Annotated in this window: 16 protein-coding genes; 6 read left to right on the forward strand and 10 right to left on the reverse strand. The window is 69.8% G+C overall.

Going from position 1 to position 19,068, the window contains the following annotated elements; translation table 11 throughout:
* Positions 1-333: 333 nt before the first annotated feature.
* Positions 334-1,950, reverse strand: a complete 1,617-nt coding sequence (locus ABWK59_RS35925) for an MFS transporter (protein ID WP_354645267.1) — start codon at positions 1,948-1,950, stop codon at positions 334-336.
* Positions 1,951-2,253: 303 nt separating this feature from the next.
* Between ABWK59_RS35925 and ABWK59_RS35930 the strand changes: the two genes are divergently transcribed.
* Positions 2,254-2,556 (forward strand): hypothetical protein, encoded by a 303-nt coding sequence (locus tag ABWK59_RS35930; protein ID WP_354645268.1) that lies wholly within the window; start codon positions 2,254-2,256, stop codon positions 2,554-2,556.
* Between the two features lie 311 nt (positions 2,557-2,867).
* Positions 2,868-3,716 carry an IS5 family transposase gene (locus ABWK59_RS35935; RefSeq protein ID WP_354645269.1) on the forward strand — a complete coding sequence of 283 codons (849 nt, stop codon included), beginning with the start codon at positions 2,868-2,870 and terminating at the stop codon, positions 3,714-3,716.
* A gap of 1,079 nt (positions 3,717-4,795) precedes the next feature.
* Here ABWK59_RS35935 and ABWK59_RS36710 read toward each other — a convergent pair.
* The 3 genes from ABWK59_RS36710 to ABWK59_RS35955 form a co-directional block, all read right to left on the reverse strand.
* Positions 4,796-5,886 (reverse strand): IS630 family transposase gene (locus ABWK59_RS36710; RefSeq protein WP_420492969.1). Its coding sequence is split into 2 segments (ribosomal slippage): positions 4,796-5,439 and positions 5,439-5,886, totalling 1,092 coding nucleotides; the frame shifts between segments, so codons are not numbered across the junction.
* A gap of 614 nt (positions 5,887-6,500) precedes the next feature.
* Positions 6,501-8,132 (reverse strand): M4 family metallopeptidase, encoded by a 1,632-nt coding sequence (locus tag ABWK59_RS35950; protein ID WP_354645272.1) that lies wholly within the window; start codon positions 8,130-8,132, stop codon positions 6,501-6,503.
* A 664-nt stretch (positions 8,133-8,796) separates the two neighbouring features.
* A complete protein-coding gene (locus ABWK59_RS35955) occupies positions 8,797-9,006 on the reverse strand; it encodes a hypothetical protein (protein ID WP_354645273.1) in 210 nt (69 codons plus the stop codon).
* Between the two features lie 271 nt (positions 9,007-9,277).
* On the opposite strand from ABWK59_RS35955, the gene galE reads away from it, so the two are divergent.
* Together galE and ABWK59_RS35965 are read left to right on the forward strand one after the other, a co-directional pair.
* Complete coding sequence (galE, locus tag ABWK59_RS35960) at positions 9,278-10,255, forward strand: UDP-glucose 4-epimerase GalE (protein WP_420492975.1); 978 nt, start codon at positions 9,278-9,280, stop codon at positions 10,253-10,255.
* 795 nt (positions 10,256-11,050) lie between these two features.
* The gene (locus ABWK59_RS35965) at positions 11,051-11,920 is read left to right on the forward strand and encodes a hypothetical protein (protein WP_354645275.1); all 870 of its coding nucleotides are present in this window, start codon (positions 11,051-11,053) and stop codon (positions 11,918-11,920) included.
* A 102-nt stretch (positions 11,921-12,022) separates the two neighbouring features.
* Here the strand turns inward: ABWK59_RS35965 and ABWK59_RS35970 are convergent, their stop codons facing one another.
* Positions 12,023-12,511 (reverse strand): luciferase family protein, encoded by a 489-nt coding sequence (locus ABWK59_RS35970; protein WP_354645276.1) that lies wholly within the window; start codon positions 12,509-12,511, stop codon positions 12,023-12,025.
* Between the two features lie 195 nt (positions 12,512-12,706).
* On the opposite strand from ABWK59_RS35970, the gene ABWK59_RS35975 reads away from it, so the two are divergent.
* Entirely contained in the window at positions 12,707-13,090 is a 384-nt protein-coding gene (locus ABWK59_RS35975) for a winged helix-turn-helix transcriptional regulator (protein WP_354645277.1), read from the forward strand.
* 576 nt (positions 13,091-13,666) lie between these two features.
* Here the strand turns inward: ABWK59_RS35975 and ABWK59_RS35985 are convergent.
* On the reverse strand, positions 13,667-15,343 hold the full coding sequence (locus tag ABWK59_RS35985) for a DUF885 domain-containing protein (RefSeq protein ID WP_354645278.1): 1,677 nt from the start codon (positions 15,341-15,343) through the stop codon (positions 13,667-13,669).
* 551 nt (positions 15,344-15,894) lie between these two features.
* Here ABWK59_RS35985 and ABWK59_RS35990 point away from each other — a divergent pair.
* Positions 15,895-16,200 carry a hypothetical protein gene (locus tag ABWK59_RS35990; RefSeq protein ID WP_354645279.1) on the forward strand — a complete coding sequence of 102 codons (306 nt, stop codon included), beginning with the start codon at positions 15,895-15,897 and terminating at the stop codon, positions 16,198-16,200.
* 259 nt (positions 16,201-16,459) lie between these two features.
* Here ABWK59_RS35990 and ABWK59_RS35995 read toward each other — a convergent pair whose 3' ends face one another.
* The 4 genes from ABWK59_RS35995 to ABWK59_RS36010 all read right to left on the reverse strand — a co-directional run bounded on the left by ABWK59_RS35995 (position 16,460) and on the right by ABWK59_RS36010 (position 18,946).
* The gene (locus tag ABWK59_RS35995; protein WP_354645280.1) at positions 16,460-16,591 is read right to left on the reverse strand and encodes a DUF6126 family protein; all 132 of its coding nucleotides are present in this window, start codon (positions 16,589-16,591) and stop codon (positions 16,460-16,462) included.
* An 82-nt stretch (positions 16,592-16,673) separates the two neighbouring features.
* Positions 16,674-18,407: a SulP family inorganic anion transporter gene (locus ABWK59_RS36000; protein WP_354645281.1), complete on the reverse strand. Its 1,734-nt coding sequence runs from the start codon at positions 18,405-18,407 to the stop codon at positions 16,674-16,676.
* Complete coding sequence (locus tag ABWK59_RS36005; RefSeq protein ID WP_354645282.1) at positions 18,404-18,751, reverse strand: ArsR/SmtB family transcription factor; 348 nt, start codon at positions 18,749-18,751, stop codon at positions 18,404-18,406. The genes ABWK59_RS36000 and ABWK59_RS36005 overlap by 4 nt, the downstream gene beginning before the upstream one ends.
* A gap of 3 nt (positions 18,752-18,754) precedes the next feature.
* The gene (locus ABWK59_RS36010; RefSeq protein WP_354645283.1) at positions 18,755-18,946 is read right to left on the reverse strand and encodes a hypothetical protein; all 192 of its coding nucleotides are present in this window, start codon (positions 18,944-18,946) and stop codon (positions 18,755-18,757) included.
* Between the last annotated feature and the right edge of the window lie 122 nt (positions 18,947-19,068).

A 19,068-nucleotide genomic window follows, 5' to 3' on the forward strand; every position in this document is an offset into this window, starting at 1 on the left:
TCGATCGAATATGGGCAAGGTGGCTCACCACAGTCGGCGGTCGCTGTCCGCGCAGGTCAGAGCACCCCGCCGCCGGGTATCAGCCGGGTGTGATCCCGTTCGACCTGCCGATCCAGGTGGCGCTGGCCAAGGCCGTGGACGACCCGCCCTCCGGGCCCGGGCTGAGCCTGGAGCCCAAGGTCGACGGTTCTCCAGACACTCGAAGGTGTCTCACCGGCTCTAGGTGCTGGCCATGACGTGGGTACTGCCGCACGCCCCCGCCTTCTCACCTCAGCTTTCGCGCGTCGCGGCTCCCGTGCCCTAACCGCTGTCCTTTCTCGGGTTCTGTGGGTGCTACGGATTCGCCTCGCCAGGCTGGGTCCGCGGGAGGCGCTGGAGGTAGAACAGCCCGAGGAGCCCGGTGAGAGCGAGGATCCCGAGTGCGCCCTTGAGCCCGTCGACCCGCGCGTCGGCGTTGGCGTCGAGCACCTCCTGGGACAGCTGCGGATTCACTCCGGCGTCGTCCAGAGCCGTCTGGAGCTGGGCATCCGAGAGGAACGGCACGCCACCGGCGAGCTCCACCGAGGCCCGGCCCTTCACATCGGCCGGGATCGCCGGGTTCTGGTCGATGTTGGCCAGGAACGAGGTCGTCAGCACGCCGATCATGATCGACCCGGCAAGTGCGGTGCCAAGGGAGGCCCCGAGGTTGGTGACGGTGTTCTGCACACCGCCGACCTCGGCGCTCTTCTCGTCCGGCACCGCGGAGACCGTGACCGCTCCGAGCTGGGAGGCGAGCGCACCCATGCCCAGGCCGATCAGCAGCAGCGGGACGGTGACGACCTCGGCCCCGGAATCGGGCTCGAGGGCCGCCATCAGGGCCACCGCGCCCGCGACCATCGACAGCAGTCCGATCCGCACGACCATCCGGGGCGACGCCTTCGGCCACAGCTTCGGGATGCCGATCGCGGCCGCGAGCAGCGTCACGGACAGCGGCAGGATCCGCACGCCGGTCGACAGGGCGGACAGGCCGAGTGCCACGGACAGGTAGAGCGGTACGACGAAGAAGACGCCCATCTGGACGAGGTACTGGAAGAAGAACATGACGAGACCGCCGGAGAGCTGACGGTTGCGCAGCAGCGCGGGTTCCACCAGCGGCTCCTGGGAGCGCTTGACGAGGCGTTCCTCCCAGCGGAGGAAGAGCCAGATCAGGAGCAGGCCCACCAGCAGCAGCCATACGACCGGCGACAGCCCGAACCAGGACGCCTCGCCCGGCTTCGGGAGGAACCAGCCCCAGGTGTCCGAGCGGAGCACCCCGAACACGGACACGCCGAGGCCGGCGGCCAGCAGGAGGGCGCCGACGAGGTCGATGCGCGGGCGCCGACCGGGCGGCGCGTCGTTGACGCGCCGGGCGAGGAGGAGGATGCCGAGCACGATCACGACCTCTCCCGCGAAAACCCAGCGCCAGGAGAAGTACGTCGTCGCGAGGCCGCCGATGAGCGGCCCGACCGCGATCGCGATCGCACCGGCCGCCGCGACCAGCCCGTAGGCGGCCGGACGCCGCTGCGGGGCGAAGTTGCCCGCGACCAGCGCCACGATCGCGGGCAGGATGAGCGCCGCGCCGACACCCTCCAGGAACGACCAGCCGAGCAGCAGGACGGGGAGGTTCGGGGCGAGCGCCGTGGTCAGCGACCCGCAGCCGTAGATGACGCACCCGATCAGGAACGCCCGCTTGCGGCCGATGATCGCACCGACCTTGCCACCGGGGACCATGAGAACGGCCATCACCAGCGTGTAGGCAGTGATGGCGCCCTGAATCCCAGTCACCGTGGTGCCGACGTCCTCGGCCACGGTCGCGATCGACACGTTCATCACCGAGCTATCGAGCGCCATCAGGAACTGCCCCGCGGCCAGGGTCAGCAGGATCAGGTTCGTGGAGGAGCCGACCGCCGGATCGTCCGCTCTCGTCGCCATGGACGTATTGTTGCCATCTCGACAGATAAGCCTGTTCTGCCCCGCCGGGCTCCGGCGATCAGTCTGGCCTCCGCAGCCCCCGCCGCTCCTCCCTGGGAAGTTCCTCCAGCCCGGACAGCCTCCAGCGCGGCGTCGCGGGCAGCGGAACGGTTCGGCGAGGCCATTCGGTCGCGGCCGACTGGGTCCAGCGGCCCTGCCGAGCTACCCCATCGCCTCTGTCGCCCCTGTGCACGCCGCACGAGGATCGAGGTGCAAGCGAGCAGTGTTCCCGCTGCCTCTCCCCAGTCAGGGACGGTGAGAAGAATGGACGAGATCGGGCGAGCAGGGTGGTTCGGTATCGGTGTCACCACCATGGCGCTCGCCGGAGCCGCCCATGCCGTGGCTGGTACGGGACACATTCTCAGGGAGATGACGCGAACGTCGGCCGACGAGAACCGCGTGCCCGCAGCGGGCGGCTCGGACCTCCAGGTGGACAGCGGGCCGGGTGGCTGGGTGCTGTTCGGTGCCCTGGTCCTGGCGGGCGGCTCCATCTACCACGTCCTGGCCGGAACCGGGACGATCGCGAAGGAGATCGTTCACGCAGGTGAAGCGGTGACCGGACCGTAACGGGCTCCCTGTCCGGACGCAGGGCACGGACTCGACACGTCACAGCCGAAGGCCGGAAAGAAGGCCACCGAGTACGACATCGCCCACCGCTCCACCATGACCCGCGCCGAACTCCAGAAAGCCGTCGCCAAGACCACCCGCAGGCACCTGCGCGCCGCTTCCTAAGGAGCGAGACCCAGCACCAGCCTGATGTCTCTGAGAGGGTGTTCGGTAGGTGAATCCCCCCAACTGTCCGGCTTTGATCGGCACGGCAAGGACTCGGTTCCATGATCTCGTGGCGGCCGGGTCCGTGTCCGCGATATTGATCGACCGTGACGGAACGACGCCGGTACCCCTCGAACCTGAAGGACGATCAGTGGCAGCTCATCGAGCCGATGCTGCTGCGATGGCGGGCGGCGCGAGCCGAGGGTCGTGAGCCGATCACCGAGCTGCGCGAGGTGGTCAACGCGATCCTCTACGTCGCCCGGACCGGCATCGCCTGGCGATACCCGCCGCACGACTTCCCGCCCCACACCACCGTCTACGGCTATTTCAAGGAGTGGGAACGCGACGGGACCACCGAGCAGATCCACGACACGCTCCGTGACCAACTCCGGGCGAAGAAGGGTCGCCGGATCCTGCCGACCGCGGCGATCATCGACGCCCAGTCGGTGAAGGCCTCGCCCAACGCTCCCGCCGACTCCCAGGGTTTCGACGGTGGCAAGAAGGTCAAGGGTCGTAAGCGGCACATCGCCACCGACACCCTTGGCCTGCTCCTGGTGCTGATCGTCACCGCCGCCGGCGTCCAGGACTCTGCCGGCGGGAAGCAAGTCCTCGACGTCCTCGCGGACCGGTGGCCGAGCGTGACCAAGGCCTGGGTCGATGCCGGCTACAACCACGCCGTCGTCAGGCACGGCGCCGCACTGGGCATCGATGTCGAGGTCGTCGCCCGGGACAAGGAGCAGAAGGGCTTCGTCGTCCAGCCGATCCGCTGGCGGGTGGAGCAGACATTCGGGATTATGGCCCGGTACCGGCGGCTCCACCGTGACTACGAGGAGCTGCCGGACCGGTCACGCTCGATGATCCAGTGGGCCATGGTCGATTCGATGACCACCCGGCTGACCGCCAGCCCGGACAGAACCGGGCAATACCTCCGCCCGAAACCGCCTGCGGCAGCCTAAATCGGTATCGAACACCCTCTGAGGTGCCTGGTCATGCGCGCCTGGCAGACCGCCGGCTTGATCCTGCCGCGTATCACCTGGGGCATGCGCACCACCGGTACCTCCACCAGCCGCAACGCCTTGGGGCCCGGCGGTCTCCTCACCAACGGCGGCGTCCATCCAGCTCTACATCGGCGACGGCAAGGTCATCTACACCCCGGCCGCGGCAAGCCAGTCACCACCGCACCCCACCCCCTCGGCATCATCGCTTACCGTCACGCCGCCGCAGCCCCGGACGCCCCATGCCGTCTGGTCCGAGCAGCCTGCGCTGGGCGCCGTCCGGGGGCGGGCTGGGCCCCAGAATCTGGAGGACGTTGGCATGGCGATGCGGCGTCGCGAGGACGCACACCGGCCGCGGACGAGCTGGAGGTGCTGGGCCCGCTATGGGGCGGGAGGAGAGGCAGGTGGCCGTGGTCTACGCGCGTATGCCCAGGGGCTTGATTGGATCATTCGCTGCCGCCAGACTGCCTTCAACAACTCCATCATGTGCAGGGCCTGCTGACGGTCCGACACCTGTTCCCGAGTTCGACCCCCAAAGTTCCCTGGGGCAACCGGGCCTCAGGTGATGAAGGGAACTGTGATGACAGACCTGTCAGCGCCCACACCGAACACCGACCCGTCGCAAGCGGCGGGGCAGCCCACTACTGGAGGTCAGAATGGGCCCGTAATGTGGCAATGTCCAAGTTGCTCGCAATTGCAGATTATTACCGATCTTACGGATTTGAGATGTTTGCGATGTCATACAACCCAGGTTTCAACCTCTCCCACTTTGGCCGACCTGGAGCAATTGATCCTGGATTCCGAAGTAGCCCGCAAAAAGGACCGGAGGCGAGATGGTTACTACCGCCTTCTCGGGATCCCGACCAAAATGGCGATAGGCGCCCCGACCGTTGCATATCTATCTGACAAGTGGCAAGCGATCGTCGAGTGGATTACTGACAACTTGATCTAGTTCCCGCTAGTAGCGATGCGCCCCGGCCAAGCCGGGGCGCATCTTTCTGTGCGTGGGTCGCTTCGGGTCCGACGCGGCAACCAGGTAACTACTGAACTTGAATTCGTGATGTCGGCCAGCCGTCCATGATCAGGTCGGTGCCGGCCAGGCAGCCGTCGACCAGGTCCGGGCGGTACTGGATCTGCTTGAGTCTGTGCTTGACGGCGCGGGTGATCTGGCCGAGGTTGGCTGCGGCGAGGTTGCCGATGTCGCGCTTGACCAGCGACCAGATGCCCTCCTGCGGGTTCAAGTCAGGTGAGTAGTTCGGAAGTTGGAAGACGGTGATCCAGTCGGCGTGGGCGGAGAAGAACTCACGCAGTGGCTCGACCAGGTGCATGCGGAGGTTGTCCCAGACCAGCACGATCGGGCCGCCAAGCTGGATGTGTGCCCTGACCAGCAGGTCGCGCAGGTCGCGCCAGCCGATCCCCTTCGGCTCACCCTTGCGGCCCCGGTACTCGCGAATCGAGTAGAACATCCGGGAACGCTTCCCGGTTTTGTAGCAGGTCAGACCGGCGATGGACACCCGGCCCGAGCCTCGGCCACGTACCCGGACCACCGGCGTAATGCCCTTGCGGCCCCAGCTTCTCGCGCGCGGCGGCGTCAACGACTGCCCGGCCTCGTCCTCGAAGACGATCCAGCCGTTGCACGCCGCCGCGGTTCTCTTACCAACGGCCACATCTCCTTCTTCCAGACCTCGACCGCCTCGTCGTCGCGCTCGATCGCCCGCCGGGCCGGCTGCTGCCAGGACCAGCCGTGCCGCCTCAGCAGCCGCCAGGTGCCCTCCACCGTGTAGCTCACGTGGAACAAGCGACCGATCAGCGTCTTGATACGTGCCAGTGTCCACCGCTGGTCGGCCCAGCCATGGACCAGCGGTCCGCGCTCCAACTCCCGTGCCAGCCTGGCGATTTGCGCTTCACTGAGCCTCGGACGCCCCGGCGATCCCTTCGACCGCACCCCGGCCTCGCCGCGCTCGCGCCACTGGCGCCGCCACCGCTCCACGGACCGCTCGCTGACCCGCAACGCGGCAGCGATCTCTCGGTTCTTCTGCCCGTCTTCGAAGCGTTCCACGGCCTGCAGCCGGATCCGCTCCCGCGCGGCCCTCCCAGCGTCGGTCAAGCCGCCGCCCTGTGCGTATCTCACGGTCCAGGGCTACCGGAGCACACCGATCACTGTCAGGCGAACCGCTCCGACATCACTCAATCAAGTTCATAGGCACGCCGCTCTACGTCGCGGTGGCCCGTCCGTGACCGGCACGTTTGCGGTCCACTTCCGAGATCCGCGTCAGAGGGGCAACGGGATGATCTTGAAGCCCTGAGCCCAGCCCCCGTATTTCAGAGGGACACGCGCGCTGTTCTGCCAGCGGGCGGACCGGATCGGTGACTACACGGAGACCCACCTCCCTCCGGCGGAGTGGCGAGACCGGAGGTAGCGGCCGGCGGGCAGTCAACGGTGTCAGCCGAGCGCCACGAGCACGTGGTAGATACCTGGCATTGGTCAAGATCATGTGGCAATCGGTCGAGATCATCTGCCAGAGGACAGGGTCTATGCACCACGCGGACGGGGGTCCCCGCACCAGCCGGAGGGGGGTCTCCGCATCACGCGGACGTACCCGGTCGATCTTCTGCCCTTGACCAGCCGAGGTCAGTAGAAGTAGGCGATGGTGTACGGGAACGTGTGTGGCGTCCTGCCCGCTCGTCGAGCGGGCAGGACGCCGAAGGCTGTTCCGGGTGCCGGTCTTCCGGATGTCTGTTCGATCAGCTGGGCAGCGAGCCGACGTTGACCGCGGCCCAGGCGGTGGCGACCTGCTTGGCCTCGGTGGATCCCGCGCCGTACAGGTCGCCGGCGGCCTTGACCGTCGCGTCGCGGGCGCCCTTGTAGTCGGTGGTGGAGGTGAAGTAGGTGGTGAGCGCCCGGTACCAGACCTGGGCGGCCTTGTCCCGACCGATGCCCGTGACCGAGATGCCGTTCGCCGTCGGGCTGTTGTAGTCGAAGCCGTTGATGCTCTTGCTGCCGCTGCCCTCGGACAGCAGGTAGAAGAAGTGGTTGGCCACGCCCGAGGAGTAGTGGACGTCGAGGTTGCCCACGCCGTCGGACCAGGAGTCGGCGGAGTTGCCGTCCTTGGACGGCTGGTCCATGTACCGCAGCGGCTTGTGGTCTCCGCTGAGGTTGATCAGTTCGCCGATCCAGTAGTTCGGGGGGTTGGCGGGCAGGTTGGCGTACCACTCGACCATCGTGCCCAGGATGTCGGAGGTCGCCTCGTTCAGACCGCCGGACTCCCCCGAGTAGTTGAGGTTCGCGGTGGCCGAGGTGACACCGTGCGTCATCTCGTGGCCCGCGACGTCGATCTCGGTGAGCGGGGCGCTGTCCCTCTGGCCGTCGCCGTAGGTCATGCAGAAGCAGGCGTCGTCCCAGAACGCGTTGACGTAGCCCTTGTCGTAGTGCACCCGGGTGAGCGCGCCGGCGCCGTCGTTGCGGATGCCGTTGCGCTTGAACGTGTTCTTGTAGAAGTCCCAGGTCTTGGCGGCGCCGAAGTAGGCGTCCACGGCTGCGGATTCGCGGTTGCCGGCCGTCCCGTCGCCCCACTTGTCGGTGGAGTTCGCGAACGGCGTGCCGTTGCCGGAGGTGCCGTTGGCCATGTCGGTGGCGGACTGGCCGCCGCGGCTGTCGTCCTTCAGCTGGTACTGCGTACCGGACTGGGTGGTGGTCAGGTCGACACTGCCGACGAACACGCCCTTGCCGCTGCCGGTCTGGATGCCCTCGAACTTCTGCAGCACCGCGCCGCTCCCGGCGTCGGTGACGACGTGCAGCCTGCTCGGGGTGCCGTCCTTCTGCCTGCCGGAGACCACGGTCTCCCAGGCGAGGCTCGGCGCGCCCTTCGCCGCCCAGACGACCAGGCGCGGGGCGGCCTGGACGGTGGAACCGGCCTCGGCGGCAAGGGCGGTGGCCTGCGCCGTGGGAGCGGCCAGGGCGGGGGTGGTGGCGAGGCCGTCGAGCGAGGCCTTGGCGGCGCGGTCGACGCTCGTCGCCGAGCCGTTCGCCGCCTGGTGCACGATCAGGTCGCCACCGAGGACGGGCAGGTCGCGGTAGGTGCGCTCGTAGCGCAGGTGGCGGGTGCCGTCGGCGTCACGGAACGCGTCCTTGGCGATCAGCTTCTCCGGACCGCTGAGACCCAGCGACGTGGCCAGCACCGCGCTCTGGAGCCCTGCGTCGGAGAGCAGTTGGGCGCGGCTCGCGAGGTTCGGCGAGTCGACGGCCGCAGCCGCCGGGGTGGTGGTGCCGGCCGTCGAGGTGGTGGCCTGCGCCAGCGCCGGTATCCCGACGAGGAGCAGGGCGGCCGAGGCGGCGATGGCCGCCTTCGGGATCCGGGTACGGGCGTGTGAGGACATGGGACTCCTTCGCACAGTGGGGTGAGGCGCACGGAGCTGCCAGAGGGGCCGGGCGCACCGAGGGCGGGAACCCTGCGGGGCGGGCTGGGAAAATCCTGACAGCCCACCAAGGGGAAATGACATGGCCACGGCAGAACCTTCACGGAAACTACCGTGTGCGAAGCCATTCGACGGGGGCCAGGCCCCCGCCGATCGACGGGGGTCCGACGACCCGTCAGATGTGCTCTCGCAGCTGCCCGGCGCGGCAGCACCTCGCGCGACTCGAGATCCGCGAGGTGCTGCGTCGATCAGCACGGCCGCGCTCATGCCTCACGGCCGTCGAGCAGACCGACGCCGTCGGCGAGCGGGACTTCATCGCGCTGATCGACGGCTTCCACCAGCCGGTCAAGGCACCCCTCGCGCTCGTCCGGGACCGCCTGAACACCTCGGTCGGCAGGGGCCCGACCGCCCTCGCGGGGCCGGGCACACGACAGAGCCCAGTAAACGCGCCCCGAACACCCACGCCGAACGAAGGGGGTGGCAGCACCGCTGCTGCCACCCTGGCAGCGTGGGTGCTGCCCAATATCCAGAACCCTGTCCAGAACCGGATCGCTGCGCTTCTCCCGGGACGGCCGTATGCCCCTGACGGGTGGTCTACGCGCGCGAGCCAGCCGCCCGCGCCGGATCAGCGTCCGACGGTGACCACCGCGGCAGCCGCGGCCTGCTCGGTGAGGGTGTATACGCGCCGCTCGCCGGTACGAGCAGCCGGGACGGCGGCCAAGTGGATCAGCAGCACTCTGGCCGGGATGGTCCGGGGTACAGGTCCAGCCCAGCGCAGCCAGATCGCCAGGCGTCTGCCGGCGGCGGCACGGGCGGGCTTGTCGGCGGTTGCCACGCTCGATCTCGATGACCAGCCAAGGCAGGGCCGGGTGTCGCCGCCGAGCTCCGGGCCTACCGCACCTGTACTCGGCCACGGTCCACGGGCTTCCCACCTATGCTTCGGCGTCGCCCGGAGCACCGTGGAAACGGGCCGTCAGCCGGGCATCGGCCCAGGTGCCAGGGGCCGTTCGCTAGGCTCGGCCGGTCGCCGCCCCCACCGGGGCCAAGCACCTGGCAAGCACAGAGGAGGGGCCGTGAAGGTCCTCATCGCCGGCTGAGCTGGCTTCATCGGCAGCACGATCGCCTCACTGCTCACCGACGAAGGCCACCAGCCGGTCGTCCTGGACAACCTGGTCACAGGCCGCCGCGAGTTCACCGAAGGCCGCCCGTTCTACGAGGGGGACATCGCCGACGGCACGCTGGTCGACCGGATATTCGCCGAGCACCCCGACATCGAGGCGGTGGTCGACTGCGCCGCGCTGATCGTCGTTCCCGACTCGGTCGCCGACCCGCTCGGGTACCACCACGCCAACGTCGCCAAGGGCATCGAGTTCCTCGGCCACCTGGCCCGCAACGGCTGCGTCCGGGTGCTGTTCTCCTCCTCCGCGTCGATCTACCGCACCAGCGAGGACTTCACCGTCGACGAGGACTCGGCGATCGAGCCGCTCAGCCCGTACGCCCGCACCAAGGCCATCTTCGAGGACGTCCTGCGCGACATCGCCGCCTCCGGGCAGCTGCGCGTGATCTCACTGCGCTACTTCAACCCGATCGGCGCGGACCCCGAGCTGCGGACCGGCCTGCAGATCCGCAAGCCCACCCACGCCCTCGGCAAGATGATCGACACCCACCACGCCGGCGAGCGGTTCACCATCACCGGCACCGACTACCCCACCCGCGACGGCTCCGGCATCCGCGACTACGTCCACGTCTGGGACCTCGCGCACGCCCACCTACGGGCGCTGCTGCGCTTCGACGCAGTCACCGCGGACGGCGGCTACCAGGTCATCAACCTCGGTACCGGTACCGGCACCACCGTGCGCGAGCTGGTCACCGCCTTCGAGAACGTCATCGCAGGCCCCCTGGCCACCATCGAGACCGACCGCCGCCCCGGCGACTCCGCCGGCGCCTACACCCGCAGCACCCGTGCCCTCGACCTCCTCGGCTGGAAGCCCGAGCGCTCGATCGAGGACGGCATCCGCGACTCGCTTCGCTGGTACGCGGAGCGCGACACCGTCATCGGCGCGCCTGTGTCACACCCTGCGTGAATATTTTTTTCGGCCTTCGGACATCCAACCGCCGGGCGGGTGCCAACCAGCCACCCCGCCGTCCTGGCCGCCAGCGGTCGCTCCGAGATCCGACACGCTGAGGGAGATCGCTTCGCCCAGGAACGGCCGACCAAAAGAGCGCTTTTGGTACGTTCTGGGCCGTGCTGAGGATGGTGAACGCAGCAGCGAAGGTGACCGCTGGACGCTCAGGCATCGGCCGGGCAGGCACGGACCGGCACCGGGGTGGCAACAGGGAACCGGCCGGCGCAGCCCCGGGGCGCCCCCCGATCCGGCCGTCCGCGAGTGGCCGGGGCCGCACTCGCGGCGGACTGGGCCGTCTGCCCTGCGCGGTTCATGCTCTGGTGGTCGCCCTCGTGTGGACGCTGAGCTGGGTCGGGGGCGGTCCGTCCGGGACGGCGTGGGCCGCGGGAGAGTGTACGGCGAGCCTGTGCGTTCTCAACGCGAACGCGGCGAATGCCCTGTACGTCCATCCCGGCAGCATTCACGTCACCGGCAGCATCCTGGTCAACTCGACGAACAGCCAGGCCGCGCTGGTCAGCGGCACCACCTCCGTTACCGCGACGGGGGGGCACGATCGGCGGGCCGGCGGCTCCGACCGGCTTCGCCACCTCCAGCGGCGGCTCGTACAACCCCACCCCGACCAACCAGACCGCCGGCACCGACCCGTACGCCGCCCTGGCCCAGTGCCCGGCCGCATCCGCCTGCCCCACGACACCGGCCGCACCGTACCCCAGCATCAACCACATCTCCGGGAACCAGACGATCAACCCCGGCGTGTACACCAGCATCGCGAACCTGGCCGGCACGCTCACCCTCAACCCGGGCACCTACGTCGTCACGACCGGCATCACGATCTCCGGCGGGAAACTGAACGGCACCGGCGTGACGATCTACCTGGCGTGCGCGACCTACCCGGTGGCCTGCCCGGTGGCCACCCTCGGTTCGTTCTTCCTCGACCAAACCGGCGGCAAGACAACCCTCAGCGCACCAGCCACCGGGGCCTTCTCCGGTTTCTCGATCATCGCCGACCGCAACAACACCGCAGGGGTCTCGGTCACGGGAAACGGCACACAGATCACCGGCGGCGGCATCATCTACACCGCCGCCGGGAAGCTGTCGGCCTCCTCCGGCGGCAAGGCCAGCTTCACCCGCGCGGTCGTGGACAGCGTCGAGACCAGCGGCAGCAACAGCACCCAGATCAGCGTCATCCCCAACACCGGCACCCTGGCGATCAGCCTGCCCACCGCGACGTCTCTCGGCAGCGCAGCACCCTCCGGCACCATCAGCGCAGCCCTCGGCCAGGTCACCGTCTCGGACGGGCGAGGACTGGCCACCAGCACCTGGTCGGCCACGGTGGCCGCCACGAACTTCACCACCGGCGCCGCCGCGCCCGCCCAGACCATCACCACCACCAACGTCTCCTACTGGTCCGGACCCGCGACCAGTACGAACGGCACCGTCATCTCCTCGCCGGGCCAGAGCGACGCCTCGAACAAACAGCCACTCAACAGCGCCAGAACCGCCTTCAGCTCCAACGGCAATGGAAACAGCTCCACCAGCTGGAACCCCACCTTGGTGATCACCATCCCCGCCGGCGCCACGGCCGGGACCTACACCGGCACCATCACCCACTCCGTCGCCTGACACAGCGCCACGCCCGGAGCGAGTCCTGCAGGGTGCCGGCAGGGGTGCGTCGGCGGTGCTGGCCGCCTGCGCCGCGCTACGGCGCGCAGGTCGGGGAAAGGGTCAGGCCGCGGCCGGCCCGGCGCTCGGTGCGTGACCGGTGGCGTACCGGTAGGCAGCGGCGATGACCTTCTTAGCCACCTCCAGTTCGGCCTCGTCGCGCGGGGCGTAGAACATGACGACGTTGACGCCACGGTCGTACAGCGGGTGCTTCTCGCCCCATCCGGAGGCCAGGAACGCGGCGTGGTCGGCCGGGTCCAGGGCTAGGTGCAGGCTGCCGTCGGCGTGCAGGTGCACGAACTCCGCGTTCCCGCGCGGCAGGAACAGCCTGGCACCGCCTGCGGGGGCGGCATCGCTGAGGAACACCGCCCAGGTGCTGGGGACGGAGATCTCACTGCGGCCCGAGACGGTGCCGGGGAGCGCGGTGGCCATCCACCGCCGCAGCGCCTCCTTGATCTGCGGCGGGCTGGGCTGGGTGAGCTGCAGGTGCGGAACCTCGGGCCCTGTCCCGGGCCGGTCACCCGCACGCTCGGGCAGCGCGGGGAACGTCATGGTGGTGCCTCTTTCGGTAGTGCGGACTGCCGTCGGCAGGACGGGCGGCCGACTGATCGCCGAGCGGTCCGGCCGGCTGCCGGCCCGCTTGCTGACACCACCAACCTAGTATCCTGCGGATAGTGGTTTCCTGCAGGAAAGTGCCTCCGCCGCTGAGGTTCGAGGACTGCGGGCGAGAGCGGAAGGAAGAGTGCCGTGACCGATCCGGTGGAGCAGGTGTGCCCGATCAACCCGGTGGTGGAGCTGGTGTTCAGCCGCTGGACCACCCCGATCCTGTGGGCCCTCGAACACCACGGACGCTCGCGCTTCAACGAACTGCAGCGGCTCCTGCCGGCGATCACACCGAAGGTGCTCACCCAGCGCCTGCGCCAGCTGGAGCGCGACGGCCTGATCACCCGCACCTACCACGCCGAGATCCCGCCGAGGGTCGAGTACGCCATCAGCGAGCTGGGCCGCACCCTCGTACCCGTCTTCGACGCCATCGCCGGCTGGTCCGACGCCCATCTGCCCCAGGTCACCGTCGCCCGCCGGGCCTACGACACGGCACGAGCGGAAGAAGAAGCCTGGGCGGAGGGCTGAGTGGTGGCAAGGAACTGCACGTTCGCCCCCGAACGCCTTGCTCTTGGCGGAGTACCAGGTGTCCACCGCCTTGCCCTCGGCGCCGGTGTGGGTGCCGGTCACGCGGTCGTACTCGACCAGCGTGCCGTCCAGGACCAGGTGGTTCAGGTCCTTCTCCCGGCACTCGGCGAGGACCTGGTGCAGATCCGGGGCCTGTTCGGCGAGGACGTCGATGCCCTCGTGCAGGTAGCGGTAGCCGGTGGCCTGCGAGATGCCGGCGTCCCGGGCTATACAGTGCACGCCCGTCGCGGAACCAGCGCAGCACCAGGGCGGCCGGGCGGAACGAGCCCAGAGCCCGTGACCTCTTCGGCGTGCCGATCCGCCGGCGGGCGCCGAGCAGCTGGCCGGCCATTCCACGATGTGCGGAACGGCCCGTCCGGACTGCCGTACTCCAGCTCCTTGAAGCTACCGGCGATCGGGAACTTGTCGAAGATCACCTGGCCGAGCCTAGAGCACCCTCAGAGAGGCCGCCGACCCAGATCTCAAACGCGGTCTGAAGGTCGTCATCCTCGCGGAACGGGCCCGTCGCTGCCGGGTCTACAGCGTGGAAAGCTGGTGGACCAGGTCGTCGAGGCCGAGCGAGCCCTGGGAGAGCGCCTTCATGTGCCAGGCCTTGAGGTCGAACGCGGCGCCCTGCCGGCGGCGGGCGGCCTCACGCCCCTGTAGCCAGGCGCGCTCCCCGAGCTTGTAGCCGATGGCCTGACCTGGCCAGCCGAGGTAACGGACGATCTCGCTGCTGCGCAGTTCAGCAGGGCTGCCGTTGTAGGTGGCCATGAACTCGGTGGCGAGCTGTGGGGTCCAGCGTTCGCCGGGGTGGAAGCCGGAGTCGGCGGGGATGGCCAGGCCGAGGTGCATGCCGATGTCGATGATCACCCGGATGGTGCGCAGCATCTGCTCGTCGAGGAAGCCGAGGCGGTGGGCGGGGTCGGTGAGGAAGCCGAGGTCGTCCATGAGTCGTTCGGCGTACAGGGCCCAGCCTTCGATGTTGGCGCTGACCATGCCCAAGGTGGTCTGGTAGCGACTGAGTTGGTCGGCGAGGACGACCCACTGGGCGAGTTGCAGGTGGTGGCCGGGGACGCCCTCGTGGTACCAGGTGGTGACGAGCTGCCAGGTCGGGAAGGTGTCCCGGCCGAGGGTTGGCAGGTAGGTGCGTCCGGGGCGGCTGAAGTCCAGGCTGGGGCCGGAGTAGTACGCTGACGCGGCGCTGCCGGCCGGTGCGAGCCTGGACTCGACCCTGCGCAGTGGTCCGGAGATGTCGAAGTGGGTGCCGTCGAGGGCGGTGATCGCCTGGTCCATGAGCTGCTGCAGCCAGTCGCGGACCGCATCCTCTCCCTCGACCGCGTGGCCGTGCCGTTCCAGGTGGTGCATGGCGGCCTTGACGCCTGCTCCGGGCAGCACGCGTTCGGTCTCCGTTCGCATCTCGGCCGCCGTCCGGTGGAACTCGCTCCAGGCCCAGGCGTAGGCCTCGTCCAGGTCGAGATCGGCGCCGGAGTGGTAGCGCACGGCGAGCCGGTAGCGCTCCCGGCCCACGGCGTCCGGGGTGTTGGCGGTGGCCGGGGCATAGGTGTCGCGCAGCCAGTCGCGGAACTCGGCGACTGCAGCGGTGGCCTTGTGCGCAGCGGCGTCCAGTTCGCCGCGCAGCCGATCCGGGCCGGGGGCGACGAACTCGGCGAACCACCCCGCGCCGCCGGTGCCCTCGCCGGTCCATGCGGTGAGCTGGTCGCTGACCGCAGCTGCCTGGCGGGGCGCCGCGAGCAGTCCCCGGGAGATCCCCTCGGTGAGCGTCGCGCGGTACCCGTCGAGCGAGGCGGGCAGGTTGCGCAGTCGCCCGGCCACCGCTGACCAGTCGTCGTCGGTGGCGGTCGGCATGAAGGTGAAGATGTCCCGCACCTGGTGGACGTGCGCGCCGATGTTGCGCAGCTGACGGAGGTTCTCGCCGCTGTCATGCATGGCGAGCTCGGCGGTGAGGCGCTCCCGGAGCAGCCGGGCGCACGCACGGTCAGTGGGGTCCTCCGTGGCGGGGGCGGCGTCGAGCGCGGCGAGGGTGTGCCGGGCGATGTCGGCGAGCGCCTCGAAACCGTCCGGCGAGAGGTCCGGCTGCCGGTCGTCACCTGGGTGCAGGCCGAGCCAGGCGGCCTCCAGCGGGTCGTGGGCGGCCACCTGGTCGAGGTGGCGGTCGGCGATGGTGCGTGGAGTGATCGTTTCAGCGGCCATGTCGCCATCCTGGCGCACCCTCATGGTCGCTGAACAGTTGGAACCTTGCTGCTGTCCGACGAGGAGCGGGCCGCGCTGACGCGGTGGGCCCGCAGAGCCTCGTCCGCCCAGGCGTTGGCTCTGCAGGCCTGAGTGACCGTTGCTCTATCGATCTTGGTGGACGTGGGTTCGGCTGGAACAGCTCGGTCGGGTGATCTTGCCGCGTGCCGTGCATGAAGACAGGGCCTCTGGTGCAGCTCGGGGTTGTCGAGACCGTGAGCAAGGCAATGATCCACTGGTCGATGAGCATGGTCATGAGCCGCCGCCGCCTCGCCCGGCGGGCACGCTGAACGTCCCCGGGCGTCCCTCGGCCAGCCAGCCCCGCGCGGCCGGGCGCTTCGCCTTCGACCGCACCCCCCCTCGACCTTCCCGGGAACCACCTCCAGCCCAAGTGCCGCCGCGAGTTGGCGACAGTCCATCGCCCCGCCGACCGTCCCGCCCCCGTCGTCCAGGACGTCCTGGATCCGCCGATAGTCCGGCGCCAGCACCGTCGGAGCGAACCCCTCCCGCCAGTGCGGCACCACCGACCCCGGCACCGCTGCCGCGATCGGCGCCGGCCGCTCACCGTCCACCACGGCGACCTCGACGATCCCCGCGCCCTGATCGCCGTCTCCGCCAAGTCCAACCGGTCGAAGGCCGACAAGGACGTCACCGACTGGCTCCCGCCCGCCACCGAGTACCGCTGCACCTACGTCGCCGACTGGGGCGCCATCAAGACCCGCTGGGACCTCGCCGTCGACGACCAGGAACTCACCGCCCTGCAGAACCTTGCCGTGATGTGTCCGAACGACGAGTTCACCATCGCCCTCGCCCGCTGAGCCGCGCGCGGACCGGTTCGCGCAAGGCCTGGCCGCTCTCGCCCATTCCGTGGCGCGGGAACGGCATGGGGTGCCCCCGCGCACCGTGAGCCGTTGGAGACCGTGGAGGCCGGCCCCGGCAGCGCGGATCAGGTCGTGGTGCACCAGGTGGCGCTCGGGGCGGCCGCCGGGGTGGCCGGGGCGGGGTGGGAACGTCCTGGCGCCCAGGTCCCCCGCCGGCGTGGCAGGCGCCGGGCTCCTTTGGCCTCAGGGATCCGGGTCACTGGCGGTGGCCGAGGGTGAAGAGCAGGATCACGAAGCCAGCGAACAGGTGCGTTCCCGCGATGTAGATCGTGGCGCGGATGCGCATGGCCCGGCGCTTGGCCTTCTCGTCGTTGGTGGCGTCGCTCACCGGGTCTCCTTCGTTACGGGGCGGCTGGCGTGGGCCGGAGCGGGTGTCGTCGGGCGTGCAGGACCCGTGGGTAGGCCCGTGGTCATCGTCGTGTCTTCCCTGCCAGATGGCGGTGCAGATGGCGCCTGGCGCAGGCGATCGCGTCGGGGGTGGCGGCGAACACGCGGTGCTCGGCGTGCAGGGTGTCGAGGACGCCGAGGGCGTCCAGCGTCTTGAGGTGGTCTTCCTGCACGCCGGAGACCAGGACGAGGATCCCCCGTCGTTCCAGCTTGGTGATGGCGTCGCCGAGTACCAGGGCGCCGGTGGCGTCGATCGCGCTCACCCGGGACAGGCGCAGGATGACGGCCTTGACGTCGGTGGTCTCGGCGAGTTCGAGCAGGAAGCGGTGGGCGCCGGCGAAGAAGATGGGGCCGTCGATGCGGTAGGCGACGATGTGCTCGGCGAGCAGCGCCTGTTCCTCGGCGTGGTGGTCGGCCGGGGCCAGGTCCTCGTGCAGCGGCACCCTGGTCAGTGCGGCGGAGCGGGCGACTTGGCGCAGGGCCAGGGCGCCGGCGACCAGCAGGCCTACGATGACGGCGGTGACCAGGTCGAAGGCGAGCGTCGCGCCCGCGGTCAGGACGAGGATCGCGGCCTCGCCGCGGCCGCTGCGAGCCAGTGCCCGCAGCGAGGCGACCTCGACCATGCGCACGGCGGTGGCGATCAGCACACCGGCGAGCGCCGCCAGCGGAATGCCGGACACGAGCGGGGCCGCGGCGAACACGACCACGGCCAGCACGGCGGCGTGGACGAGTGCCGCCAGGCGCGATGCCGCTCCCGAGCGGACGTTGACAGCGGTGCGGGCGATCGCGCCGGTCGCAGCGACGCCACCGAACAGCGGGGCGAGCAGATTCGCGACGCCCTGCCCGAACAGCTCGCGGTTGCTGTCGTGCCGCTCCGAGACACTCATCGCGTCCGCAGCCGTGGCCGACATCAGCGACTCCAGCGCAGCCAGGGCCGCCACCGCCAGCGCGGCACTCGCCAGGTGCGGGATCTCACCGACGTGCAGGAAGCCGAGCGAGGGCGCGGGCAACCCGGCGGGCAGGTGCCCGATCGTGGCCACGTCCAGGCCAGCCATACCGGCGACGACGGTCGCTGCGACCACCGCCAGCAACGAGAACGGGACGCCCGGGCGCAGCCGGGCGCCGATCAGCATCACCGCCGCGACGCCGGTCGCGAGCGCGAGTGCCGCCGGGTGCGGTTCGGCGGCGAAGGCGGCGGCGGCGTCCCAGGCGCCGATCACGACGTTCTGCGCCCCGGAGGGCTTGACGCCGAGGGCCGCGGGCACCTGCTGGAGGCCGATCACCCCGGCGATGCCGAGGGTGAAGCCCTCCACCACCGGTGCCGGTACGTAGGCCATGAACCGGCCGGCCCCGCCGAGCGCGGCGGCGACCAGCAGGACGCCGGCCAGAAGTCCGACCGTCAGCACACCCGGGGTGCCGTACCGGTGGACGATCGGGACCAGGACGACGGTCATCGCTCCGGTCGGACCGCTCACCTGCAGGTTCGAGCCGCCGAAGAACGCCGCGAGCGCGCCCGCCACCACCGCGGTCGCCAATCCGGCCTCGGCCCCCGCTCCGGAGGCCACGCCGAAGCCGAGCGCCAGTGGCAGCGCGACGATCGCCACCGTCAGCCCGGCCAGCAGGTCCTTGCGCGGCGAGCGGCCCATCGTCGCCAGGACCTCACGGTTCGGCAGCACCGCGCGCAGCCGCACGCGCGCGCGTCGGGCGAGAACCGCAGGGGCGGACGAGGCCGTGAGGTCCACGGAAGTGCCGCTCATGCCCGGTGGGCCTGGTGGTCGGGCTCGCGCAGCTCGGCGAGCAGCGCCTCCTGGTCGGTGATCATCTCGGTGAGGATCCGGCGGGCGGCGCGCAGCAGGTCCGCCACGTCCGGCGTGCTCAGCGCGTACACGACGGTGTTGCCCTCCCGCGTCGCCGTCACCAGCTGGGTCCGGCGCAGCACGGCGAGCTGCTGGGAGAGGTTCGAGGGCTCGACCTCGATGGCGGACAGCAGGTCGCGCACCGGGCGCGGCCCGTCCTGCAGCAATTCCAGGACCCGGATCCGGACCGGGTGGCCGAGGGTGCGGAAGAACTCCGCCTTGGCCTGGTACAACGGGACCGCCATCGCTCAGTCCTCTTCCTCTTCGTCCGCGCAGTGCGCGACGGCGATGCCGTAGCGGGCGGCGATCCGCAGCAACTGCGTGATCCGGCCCGCGTACGCCTGCGCGCCGTCCACGTCCCGGGCCGCGCGCGCCAGACCGCGCTGCCGCCGGGCCTCCGCCAGCTGACCTCGCAGCTCGTCGTCGAACACATCGCTCATCGTCGCCACCCTGGATCCACAGATTCAGCATCCATGAATGTGAAGAATTCTTCAACTCGCGATCATTGCAAGTCGCCTCCGGCCGGCGACCGTTCAATCACGTTCAGTCCCGATCGGCAGGA

Source organism: Kitasatospora sp. HUAS MG31 (genome assembly GCF_040571325.1).
Classification (GTDB): domain Bacteria; phylum Actinomycetota; class Actinomycetes; order Streptomycetales; family Streptomycetaceae; genus Kitasatospora; species Kitasatospora camelliae.